At 26.9% G+C, this 3668-nt stretch carries 6 protein-coding genes; all 6 read right to left on the reverse strand.

All coding sequences use genetic code 11. The features are described 5' to 3' along the window. Positions 1–938 (reverse strand): hypothetical protein (locus AJ888_RS04920; RefSeq protein ID WP_070296159.1); only part of this gene is annotated, 938 nt, incomplete at its 3' end. Between the two features lie 18 nt (positions 939–956). Further along, entirely contained in the window at positions 957–1820 is an 864-nt protein-coding gene (locus AJ888_RS04925; RefSeq protein ID WP_002861546.1) for a hypothetical protein, read from the reverse strand. 265 nt (positions 1821–2085) lie between these two features. Then, positions 2086–2445 (reverse strand): hypothetical protein, encoded by a 360-nt coding sequence (locus AJ888_RS04930; protein WP_002861547.1) that lies wholly within the window; start codon positions 2443–2445, stop codon positions 2086–2088. Further along, positions 2439–2648: a glycoside hydrolase family protein gene (locus AJ888_RS09200; protein WP_002861548.1), complete on the reverse strand. Its 210-nt coding sequence runs from the start codon at positions 2646–2648 to the stop codon at positions 2439–2441. The genes AJ888_RS04930 and AJ888_RS09200 overlap by 7 nt, the downstream gene beginning before the upstream one ends. A gap of 139 nt (positions 2649–2787) precedes the next feature. Next, positions 2788–3240 (reverse strand): hypothetical protein, encoded by a 453-nt coding sequence (locus tag AJ888_RS04935; RefSeq protein ID WP_002861549.1) that lies wholly within the window; start codon positions 3238–3240, stop codon positions 2788–2790. Positions 3241–3311: 71 nt separating this feature from the next. Beyond that, the coding region (locus AJ888_RS04940) for a hypothetical protein (protein ID WP_070296160.1) at positions 3312–3668 on the reverse strand (357 nt) is incomplete at its 5' end.

The following is a 3668-nucleotide window of genomic DNA, read 5'->3' on the forward strand; positions in this document are numbered from 1 at the left end:
CTACTTTCAGGAGTAGAATCTATATCTCTTGGATCTTTTAATTTACCTTTTTCAATATCATCATATAAAGCCCAAATGATTCTACCTTCTTCATCATAGGCAAAATCATATTTATTTAAATCAATCGTCCAATCTGCTCCTATAATCTCATCTAAAAAAGGAAGCATACCAAATTCATCTAATAAACTCTCATAATGATAATCGTGTAAATCATAAATCATTTTTGCTCTAAGCTTATTCCAATGTTGCCCTGTAAGAAAAGAATTAGAACACAATACTGCTAAACCTAAACTTTTAAAAGCATTTTTATCTCCAAGTTGAGCTTGTAAAAACAATGCTTGTTGTTGTCTTGCTTTAAATCCTACGGCAGCTGTGGGACTAGCTTTAATATTTCCCAAAAGTAAAGCAGACAATTCCCATTCATTAAAGAAAGAATAAGATTTTAATGTTCCACGATGAGAACTTACTTCATCATAAATATAAGCGTATTCTTCATTAACCAATCTTCCTTTTTCATCTACATTAGCATAAGCATCATAGGGTATATCTATAACCACAGATCTTAATCCACTTCTTATTGCTAAATATTTATATCTTTCTCTTTTGGTTTTTAAAGAATGATAATAAGCTTTTTCTGCTTTAGTCCAAGGAGCTATGCTTCCTTTGATAGGATCTTTTAAATATATACTTTGCCAATCTTTAAATTCAAGTAAAGTAGATTTCTCCCCTGTGTGAAATTCAGGATCTAGGTATTGGGGTTGATAGTCTTTGTAGGGGGAGTTTTTCATAATATGATAAGATTTAAAAACCGCTTTGGAATATTCTTCGGTATAGTTGCCTGTGGGCTTAACATTTTCTTTAAAGAGTATTTTATTGGTATCTTTTTCCACATCTAATGTTAATCCATTAGGTGTATAAATCTCATAAGTTTCGCTCATTATCTATCCTTTCTTAATTTAACCCATGTATAAACCATCTTCTATGATTATGGTAGTAGCTAATCTGCCTATGAAATTAGGCGGAGTTTTTGTTTCTGATGTGATATCAGCATTTGCACTTGCCTTGCTAGTGTTATTTTCTCTTTTGCCTATAGCTTTCAAGCTTTCTTTATTTCCATTTATCCCCATATACATAGCCTTAAGATTGTTTTGTCCTATGATATTGAGTTTTTCTAGTAATCTTCTAGCCTTATTTTTATCTTCTATATATCTTCCTGTTTTATCTTTACTTGTATTGTAAATTCCATTAGCAAAATCTTGTAAAATTTGTAAAGCTTCATTGTAAGCATGAATAGGACTATCTTCATCCTTTTTAAAAGCACTAATTTGCTTTTCTTTATTTCTAAACTCTTTAAACAAAGGATGATTACAAGGAAGTTGATACATGGTGCATTTTTTAAGTTCTAAAGATTTTAACTCTTTAAAATAAAAAGTATAATCATCTATAATATATTTTTGTTCTTTTATATCCTCTAAAGCAGTTGCATTTCTTTTCTCATCAATAATCAAATAAGATAAAAGTCTTTTTAAAAGAAATTCTTTATTTTCTTCAAGCTTTTGATCTATTTCATAATGAAAGGAAAAATGAGTGTCAAAAACTCCTGTGCAAAGATCTATGCCATAAAAAATTTTCTTTAAATCAAAGCTAATGAATTTTGAGTTGATTGCAAAAGGATAAGTTATAAAATGATCTCTTATAACTGCTAAAGGATTGACTAATTTTTTTAAAGTATTGATAAAATCAATCTGTTTAACTTCTTTATTGTTGATTGTTAAATTTTTAATAGTTTGAATTAACTCTGTTTTAGAACTTATAAACATAAAAGATTCCTTATATAAAGCATTATTATATCATTTTTTATTTGCTAATATTTTTTGTCTCTATTAATCTCTCCTATCCACCTAAGCACATTGCCCTTATCATCAATCTCAACTTCTAAATCTTTGTATTTGTTGTAAAATTTAGGAGCTAAGATTTCATTAATTAGGATTTTTATAACTTTAAAAACTTCTTGTAATTCTTATTGCATCTTTTTAACTTTTTACATATTCTAGTATTTGTTGTTGCTTGTTGCCTTTGTTGCGTCTATTTTTCACATAATTTCAGACCATATTCTTGTATATTCCGCTTGTTTTTAGAAATATATAAAAAATTATTAAAAATATTATATTCATAAATACCATTTTTAAAAACATATCCTTTAAAATTCATATTTACATCACTAATAGACTTACCGTTTAGGACAATATATTTTCCATTATTTTTATTGACACCCACATATACAATTTTATCACAAGTTATATTACCCTCTGGACATAGATTTAAAATTTTTATCCAAAACTTTTCATTTTCATAGGTACATTGCTCTAGTGGAGTAAAATCCTCTTGCGCTAACAAATAAGTACTAAAAAATAAAAACAATAATATATTTTTAAAAATTACCATTTTTCATAACCTCCTTGAATGTAAAGCTTATATTCAGCATTTCTCCTATTAATTAGTCCTTGCATTACTTTATTTTGACTTTTGTTCCACGCCATCCAAGCTTCCTTTAATGTTTTGTAGCCTGTTTTCTCTCCATTGATGATTTTAACAACAAAAGAATTTTTAAAATTATCAATCCCTATATTAAAACATAATATAACCAAGGCATCAAATTCGTTCTGTGCTAAGGAAGAGTTTATTGAATTTTTACAGCATTTTCAAAGGGTGACAAATCGCTTTTAAACAATTTATCCGCTTCTTGTAAAATAATACCATTTTTATACAAATCCCATTCATTTTGCCCTATAAGATGTCCATATCCGATAGTTGCACCTTGTTAAATACTTCGTTTAAAATTAAATTAACATCATTTTCCTTAGTATTAAAGCTTTGATTATTTAGATTATCTTGTAAGGAAATTTCTTTATCTAAATAGTCTTGGATATCTTTTATTTTTTCATTTCTTTTTTCTTTTAAAGTATTGATAGATTTATAAAGCCTTTTTCTAGCATCAAGATAGGTATCATTTAGATTTTCTTTATCTAGGATGAAGATTTTTGTGAAAGTAGAATTATAGCCTAGATTGTTTATAGCGGTAGCTTGGGTGAAAAGCTCTTCTTGATTATAATTTATAGCTATGGAATTTTCACATTGATATAAGGCTTTTAAATATGCTATGGATGAATTTTTATCTATTGTGTCTATTTCATCACTGTTTATAAAAGCAAGCCTTGTTATAAATAATTCTCTATCCATTTTTTTCTAAATATTTAAGATAAATGAATATTATATCAAATATATTAAATTTTTGATAGTCTTTAAAGATTTTAATACATCATATACACACCCGCCATTAATAAAAAGATATTACACACAAACCCTATAAACCAACTTAATTTTTTGTGTTTTTCTCCTGTGCTATAACATTTAAATAAATAAGCTTGCAATAAACAAGGAAGTATAAAAAATGTGATTATAAAAAAAATAAAAGTTATACCGCCTAAAAAATCAAAATAATTATGTGCTTTATACTCTTGTGGTGATAATTTTTCAATTTCTGGAGGATCAAGCAATACAAGCCCTCTAGAAGTTTCAAGATCATAAGTAAGATAAAATATGATAACAATAGCCATAAAAAAGATAATAAAAGATATTAAAAAATAAGATTTTACAAATTCTTTTAT

Source organism: Campylobacter sp. BCW_6467 (assembly GCF_001762855.1).
In the GTDB taxonomy this organism is placed as follows: domain Bacteria; phylum Campylobacterota; class Campylobacteria; order Campylobacterales; family Campylobacteraceae; genus Campylobacter_D; species Campylobacter_D jejuni.